At 70.0% G+C, this 7412-nt stretch carries 6 protein-coding genes; 2 read left to right on the top strand and 4 right to left on the bottom strand.

Features of this window, described 5'->3' with window-relative positions; genetic code table 11:
* The first annotated feature begins 176 nt into the window (after nucleotides 1-176).
* Both F3J10_RS33315 and hmpA read left to right on the top strand, forming a co-directional pair.
* Nucleotides 177-728: a cob(I)yrinic acid a,c-diamide adenosyltransferase gene (locus tag F3J10_RS33315; RefSeq protein WP_025098502.1), complete on the top strand. Its 552-nt coding sequence runs from the start codon at nucleotides 177-179 to the stop codon at nucleotides 726-728.
* 139 nt (nucleotides 729-867) lie between these two features.
* Entirely contained in the window at nucleotides 868-2085 is a 1218-nt protein-coding gene (gene hmpA / locus F3J10_RS33310; protein ID WP_167243866.1) for an NO-inducible flavohemoprotein, read from the top strand.
* A gap of 137 nt (nucleotides 2086-2222) precedes the next feature.
* Here the strand turns inward: hmpA and aroG are convergent, their stop codons facing one another.
* The 4 genes from aroG to F3J10_RS33290 all read right to left on the bottom strand — a co-directional run.
* Nucleotides 2223-3296: a 3-deoxy-7-phosphoheptulonate synthase AroG gene (aroG, locus tag F3J10_RS33305; protein ID WP_025098500.1), complete on the bottom strand. Its 1074-nt coding sequence runs from the start codon at nucleotides 3294-3296 to the stop codon at nucleotides 2223-2225.
* 416 nt (nucleotides 3297-3712) lie between these two features.
* Nucleotides 3713-5179 (bottom strand): metalloprotease TldD, encoded by a 1467-nt coding sequence (gene tldD, locus F3J10_RS33300; protein ID WP_025098499.1) that lies wholly within the window; start codon nucleotides 5177-5179, stop codon nucleotides 3713-3715.
* Nucleotides 5180-5241: 62 nt separating this feature from the next.
* Nucleotides 5242-6069 carry a carbon-nitrogen hydrolase family protein gene (locus F3J10_RS33295; RefSeq protein ID WP_166914178.1) on the bottom strand — a complete coding sequence of 276 codons (828 nt, stop codon included), beginning with the start codon at nucleotides 6067-6069 and terminating at the stop codon, nucleotides 5242-5244.
* A gap of 64 nt (nucleotides 6070-6133) precedes the next feature.
* Nucleotides 6134-7412 (bottom strand): AsmA-like C-terminal region-containing protein (locus F3J10_RS33290; RefSeq protein ID WP_275691720.1); only part of this gene is annotated, 1279 nt, incomplete at its 5' end.

Here is a 7412-nt window from a genome sequence, read left to right as displayed (position 1 = left end):
GGCGGCGCGCGGCCAGCCGCCCGCGCTGGGATAATCCCGGCATGGCGGCCGAGCCCGCCCGGCGGCGCGCCGGGCGCAGCCCGCGCCGTCGCGCCGGTCCCGAGCCGGGATCGATGCCACCATCCGTGGCCGCGCACGCTCGTGCCGCGCGGCCCGACACGACGAGGACCACCATCATGGGCAACCGCCTGAGCAAGATCGCGACCCGCACCGGCGACGACGGCACCACGGGCCTGGGCGACGGCAGCCGGGTCGCCAAGGACGATGCGCGGATCGCCGCGATCGGCGATGTCGACGAGCTGAATTCGCAGCTCGGCGTGCTGCTGGCCGAGCCGCTGCCCGAGGAGATCCGCGGCGCGCTGGCGGCGATCCAGCACGACCTGTTCGACCTGGGCGGCGAGCTCTGCATTCCGGGGCACGTCGCGATGACTGATGCGCACCTGGCGCGGCTGGACGACTGGCTGGCGCACTACAACGCGCAACTGCCGCCGCTCAAGGAGTTCATCCTGCCCGGCGGCTCGCGCCCGGCCGCGCTCGCGCACGTCTGCCGCACCGTCTGCCGGCGCGCCGAGCGCTCGATCGTCGCGCTCGGCGCCGTCGGCGAGGTCGCGGCCACCCCGCGCCGCTACGTGAACCGGCTTTCCGACCTGCTGTTCGTGCTGGCGCGCGTGCTGAACCGCGCGGCGGGCGGCAGCGACGTGCTCTGGGAGCGTGGCCGGCCCGAGTGAACCCGAAGCGGCGACCGGCTGATCGGCCTGCCGCCGCCGTTGCACCGGCTTGAATGGTGCGTCAATTTGTCCACATCGACGTGCGATCTTAAAGATGTATTGTAAACGCATCTTTAAACGAGTCCCCACGGAGAAGAAGATGACGACGCTCACCGCCGAACAGATGGCCCGGGTCAAGGCGACCGCCCCGGTGCTGGCCGCCCATGGCAGCACCATCACGCGGCATTTCTACGCCCGCATGTTCCGCCACCACCCCGAACTGAAGAACCTGTTCAACCAGACGCACCAGCGCGCCGGCGGCAGCCAGCCCGAGGCGCTGGCCAGGGCCGTCTACGCCTACGCCGCCAATATCGACAATCTCGGCGCGCTCGGCAGCGCGGTGTCGCGCATCGCGAACAAGCACGTGAGCCTGTCGGTGCGGCCCGAGCATTACCCGATCGTCGGCGAGCATCTGCTGGCCTCGATCGTCGAGGTGCTGGGCGATGCCGTCGATGCGGCCACGCTCGAGGCCTGGCAGGCGGCCTATGCGCAGCTCGCCCAGGTGCTCGCCGGCGTCGAGGCGAAGCTCTACGAGGCCGCGCCCTGGAGCGGCTACCGGCCGTTCCGGGTCGCGCGCAAGGTGCGCGAGAGCGACGAGATCACCTCGTTCTACCTGGAGCCGACCGACGGCGGCGCGGCACCGCGTTTCGAGCCGGGCCAGTACCTCACGGTCAAGCGCTATGTCGGCGATCTCGGCGTGGATCAGCCGCGCCAGTACAGCCTGTCCGACGCGCCGCACGGCAAGTGGCTGCGGATCTCGGTCAAGCGCGAGGCCGGGCGCGAGGGCGCCGGCCAGCCGGTGCCGGCCGGCAAGGTGTCGACGCTGCTGCACGAGGGGGTGGAGGAGGGCGCGATCGTCGAGGTGACGGCGCCGATGGGCGACTTCACGCTGGCGCGCGAGGCGGGCACGCCGGTGGTGCTGATCTCGGGCGGGGTCGGCATCACGCCGATGGTGTCGATGGCCTCGGCGCTGAGCGAAGCCGGCAGCCAGCGCAGGATCCACTTCCTGCATGCCTGCCGCTCGGGGCGTGTCCACGCGTTCCGCGACTGGCTCAACGCGCTGGTGGCGCGGCATCCGAACGCGACGCGCCAGGTGGTCTACGAGCTGGTGGGCCCGGACGACCAGCCCGGCGTCGATCACGATCGCGAAGGCCGGCTCACGCCGGAGCTGCTGCGCACGGCGATCCTGCCCGATGCCGACTACTATCTCTGCGGCCCGGTCGCCTTCATGACGGCGCAGCGCGATGCGCTGGTGGCGCTCGGCGTCGCGCCGGAGCGCGTCCACACGGAGATCTTCGGTTCCGGCGCGATCGAGTGATCGCGGCGGTTGCGGCGCCGCCGGCCTGAAACCCGGCGCCGCAATGCCGGCAAAAAAATCGCCCGGGCGGCCAATGGCACGCCCGGGCGATTCTCGTTCATCCGCGCGCCGGCAAGCTGCACCGGCGCGCCGCGGCATCAGTTGCCGCTGCCGCGTGCCACGCGCCGCGCGCGCACCGCCTCGGCGAGGCCTTCGAGCACCTTGACGCTCTCGTCCCAGCCGATGCAGGCATCGGTGATGCTCTGGCCGTAGGTCAGCGGGCAGCCCGGCGTGAGGTCCTGGCGGCCGCCCACCAGGTGCGACTCGACCATCACGCCGACGATGCGCTCGTCGCCGGCGGCGAGCTGGCGGCCGATGTCGGCGCACACGGGAATCTGGTTCTCGTGCTTCTTCGAGCTGTTGGCATGGCTCGCGTCGATCATCAGGCGCGCGGCGAGGCCGGCCTTGCCGATATCGCCGCAGGCGACGTTGACGCTCTCGGCGTCGTAGTTCGGCGCCTTGCCGCCGCGCAGGATCACGTGGCAGTCCTCGTTGCCGGCGGTCGAGACGATCGCCGAGTGGCCGCCCTTGGTGACCGACAGGAAATGGTGAGGCTGCGAGGCGGCCTTGATCGCGTCGACCGCGATCTTGACGTTGCCGTCGGTGCCGTTCTTGAAGCCGACCGGGCAGGACAGGCCCGACGCCAGCTCGCGGTGCACCTGCGATTCGGTGGTGCGCGCGCCGATCGCGCCCCACGAGACCAGGTCGGCGATGTACTGCGGGCTGATCATGTCGAGGAATTCGGTGCCGGCCGGCAGGCCCAGCTCGTTGATCTGCAGCAGCAGCTCGCGCGCGGCGCGCAGGCCTTCGTTGATCTTGAAGCTGTTGTCCAGGTGCGGATCGTTGATGAGGCCCTTCCAGCCCACCGTGGTGCGCGGCTTCTCGAAGTAGACGCGCATCACGATCTCGAGATCGTCGCGATGCTGGTGGCGCAGCTCGATCAGCTTCTTCGCGTAGTCGACGGCCGCCGCGGGATCGTGGATCGAGCAGGGGCCGATCACCACCACCAGACGATCGTCCATGCCGTGCAGGATCCGGTGCAGCGAGCGGCGCGTCGAGTAGATCAGCTCCGCCACGGCTTCCGAGCAGGGGAATTCGCGGATCAGGTGGGCGGGCGGCGTCAGTTCCTTCAGTTCGCGGATACGGACATCGTCGGTGTTGTGCGGGGGCATGCTTGTTCTCCAGTGTGGCGTCGCCGGTTCGGGCGTGCGTTCGGCCGTTGCGGATATCGGTGTGGTTGGGGCGGCCGGTGGTTCATCGGGAGCCGGACTGCGGAACCGGCGGGACGAAAAAAAACCGCCGGGTTCGCCGGCGGTTTTCTGGGAATTCGGTTTGCGCTCTGCGCGCCATCACTCCTCTCGATCCGCCAACGGTCTGAGATACCAAAAAAAGTAAAAGTAAAACTTGGCGGACATGACGGTGCGGATTTGCGTCGTGGAAGTGATTGAAACTTTATACCCGGGTGGCACGGACAATGCAAGCGGGGACGATGAAAAACGCGGATGATCCGCGTTCGGTCACGATTTCCTGCGGATAAGCTGCGCCGCGTTGCGGAAAATCCGCAAGGCGGCGCAAATTTCCCGCGGATTCAGGCGGTGCCGCCGACCGTCATCGAATCGATCCGCAACGTCGGCTGGCCGACTCCGACCGGCACGCTCTGACCCTCCTTGCCGCACACGCCGACGCCCGAATCGAGCTTCATGTCGTTGCCGATCATGCTGACGTACTTGAGCGATTCCGGGCCGCTGCCGATCAGCGTGGCGCCCTTGACCGGGTAGGTGACCTTGCCGTTCTCGATCATGTAGGCCTCGGAGGCCGAGAACACGAACTTGCCGTTGGTGATGTCGACCTGGCCGCCGCCGAAGTTCACCGCGTACAGGCCGTTCTTGACCGAGGCGATGATTTCCTGCGGGTCCTTGTCGCCGTTGAGCATGTAGGTGTTGGTCATGCGCGGCATCGGCAGCGCCGCGTAGGATTCGCGGCGCGCGTTGCCGGTCACCGGCATCTTCATCAGGCGCGCGTTCAGCGTGTCCTGGATATAGCCCTTCAGGATCCCGTCCTCGATCAGCGTGGTGCACTGGGTCGGGTTGCCCTCGTCGTCGATGTTCAGCGAGCCGCGGCGGTTCGGCAGGGTGCCGTCGTCGACCACGGTCACGCCCTTGGCGGCCACCTGCTCGCCGATGCGGCCGGCGAAGGCCGACGAGCCCTTGCGGTTGAAGTCGCCCTCCAGGCCATGGCCGATCGCCTCGTGCAGCAGCACGCCGGGCCAGCCCGAGCCGAGCACCACCGTCATCGCGCCGGCCGGGGCCGGGCGCGCGTCGAGGTTGACCAGCGCCGCGTGCACCGCGTCGTCGACGTACTTCGAGAGCACCTCGTCGCTGAAGTAGCCGTAGTCGAAGCGCCCGCCGCCGCCGCCCGAGCCGATCTCGCGGCGGCCGTTCTGCTCGGCGATCACCGTCACCGAGACGCGCACCAGCGGGCGGATGTCGGCGGCCAGCGCGCCGTCGCTGCGCGCCACCAGCACCACGTCGTATTCGCCGGCCAGGCCCGCCATCACCTGGGTGATGCGCGGGTCGCGACCGCGCGCCATCTGCTCGATGCGCTCCAGCAGCTTGACCTTGGCGGTCGCGTCGAGCGAGGCGAGCGGATCGGACGGCAGGTAGAGGTCGCGGCCCGACACGCCGGTCAGCGACGAGGCCACCTGGATCTTGCGGCGCCCGCCGCCGGCCGCGGCGATCGCCTTGGTGGCGCTGGCCGCCTGGCGGATCGCCTCGGGCGAGAGGTCGTCCGAATAGGCGAAGGCGGTGCGATCTCCCGCCACGGCGCGCACGCCCACGCCCTGGTCGATGCTGAAGCTGCCCGACTTGACGATCCCTTCCTCCAGGCTCCAGGCCTCGCTGCGGGTGGCCTGGAAGTACAGGTCCGCATAGTCGACGCGATGCGTGAAGATGTCGGCGAGCGTGCGCGTGAGCAGGGACTCGTCGAGCCCGTAGGGCGTGAGCAGGATGTCCTTGGCGAGGGCGAGATTGCGGATGCCGGGTTCGATGATGTTCATGCGGTATCGGGGTTCTTAACGGGTGTCTCGGGGGAGTTCTCGAATTCGGGGCGCGGGCGGCGTCAGCCCAGCACGCGATGCCGCCAGGCCGGCAGGCTCTGGCGCACCTCGGCGATCCGGGCCGGGTCGAGCGCGCCGGCCACCACGCCCGGGCCCTCGTCGCGCACGGCGAGGATCTCGCCCCACGGATCGATCAGCATGCTGTGGCCCCAGGTACGGCGGCCGTTCTCGTGCGTGCCGCCCTGCGCGGCGGCCAGCACGTAACACTGGTTCTCGACGGCCCGCGCGCGCAGCAGGGTTTCCCAGTGCGCGCGGCCGGTGGTGTAGGTGAAGGCCGAGGGCACCACCATCAGCGCGCAGTCGCCGAGCCGGCGGTACAGCTCCGGAAAGCGCAGATCGTAGCAGACCGACAGGCCGACCCGCCCGAACGGCGCCTCGAAGGCCTGGACCGTTTCGCCGGGGCGGATGGTGCGCGCCTCGTCGAAGGATTCCTCGCCCTTCTCGAAATTGAACAGGTGGATCTTGTCGTAGCGCGCCGCCTCGCGGCCCTCGGGATCGAACACCAGGGTGGTGTTCAGCACGCGGGAGGGTTCGGGCGCGGCCAGCGGCAGCGTGCCGCCGATCACCCAGACCCCGTGATGCCGCGCGGCGTCGCCCAGGAAACGCTGGATCGGGCCGTCCTGGTAGGGCTCGGCGATCGCCAGCTTGTCGGTGTCGCGACGGCCCATGAAGCAGAAATATTCGGGCAGCAGCACCAGCTGCGCGCCGCCGGCCGCGGCCTCGGCGATCAGGCGGCCGGCCTCGTCGAGGTTGCGCACCACGTCGGGCGTGCTGACCATCTGCAGCGCGGCGACCGTCAACTGCGCCGGGCGATCGGTTCGGTCGGTCATCGGTGAATGTCGCAATGAAATAAGGGTGCGTCCCGCCGCAGGCTCGGGTCGGGCGCGTGCCGCATCAGGGGCGGGCCGCGTCCGCGTCGGCGGGCGTGCGGTCCATCTTACCGCGATCGCCCCCGACCCGCTGAATCCGCGGATGCGCCCAGGAGCCGGTGATCGCGTAGTCGAACGCGAAGGCGTGCGAGAGCGTCTGCGACAGCGCCAGGTTGGCGGCCAGCACGCCCAGGCCGAGCAGCGGGTTGATCACCGCCGCGCCGATCGCCGCGGCGCTGGCGCTGACCTTGGGCGCGATGTGCGCGTGCAGGTCCTGGGTTTCGTGGGCGAGGTCGACCTTGCCCTTCACGGTCACGCGCGCCGGGGCGGTGATCATGTGGAAGTCGTCGGTGGTGGCGATGCCGTTGGTGATCTTGCTGGTGCCCTGGATGGTCTCGAAGGGCAGGCCCTTGCCGATCACGTCGCGGAAGTCGAGCGTCAGGAAGCGCGCCAGCCCCTGCAGGCTCAGCACGCCGAGCAGCTTGGCCGCGCCCGGGTCGACCTTGAGGATCTGGCCGTGCTCGAGATCGAGCGAGAGCTGGCCGCCCAGGCTCGGGTAGTCGATCGCGGTCGGGCCGCCGCGCCAGCCGACCTTGCCCGCCAGCGTCCCCTTGCCGTTGGCGATCGTGCGCGGCAACCCGACCCGGTCGAGCAGGGCGCCGGCGTCGTCGACCGCCAGCTTGAAGTCGAACACCGTGCGGCGCGGCGCGTCGTCCTCGTCGGCGCCGCGCGCCAGCGCGCGCTTCGAGGTGCGCCAGTTGGCGGTGGCGGTCAGCTTGGCGGCCGGGTTGGCCAGCTCGAGCTTGTCGAGCTGCCAGACCGGCACGCCGTTTTCCTCGAAGTTGTGCGCATTGACCTGCAGCCGGCCGATGTCGTGGCCGCGCGCCACCACCTGGTCGACCACCAGGTCGATGGCGGGCATCGCGCGATCGGTCGGCATGGTCATGGCGCCGCCCACCAGGTCGTGGTCGGCGCTGTCGGGCACCACCAGCTTGGCCAGGCGCGCGTTCAGCACGCCCGCGCCGCCCGGGGCGCCGGCCTGGCCCGCGCCGGCGTCGCCGTGCGGCGACCAGGACAGGTAGCCCGAAACCTGGTTCGAGGCCACGTTGGCCTGCCAGAGATCGTCGACATGCGAGGCGCCGACGATCACGTTCTCCCAGTTGCGCTTGATCAGCTTGAGCGTGCCGAAGTGCAGGGCGAAGCGCTTCGGCGCGAAGCTCGCCAAGTCGATGCGCGGCGCCTGCCGCGGCAGCGCGGCCGGCGGCGTGGCGGCCGCCGTGGGTGCCGCGGCCGATGCCGGCGTG

It is taken from the genome of Burkholderia sp. Cy-637 (genome assembly GCF_011753175.1).
Classification (GTDB): domain Bacteria; phylum Pseudomonadota; class Gammaproteobacteria; order Burkholderiales; family Burkholderiaceae; genus Burkholderia; species Burkholderia gladioli.
Note: the sequence above shows the minus strand (reverse complement) of the source record. Positions and strands in the feature narration are given on the sequence as shown.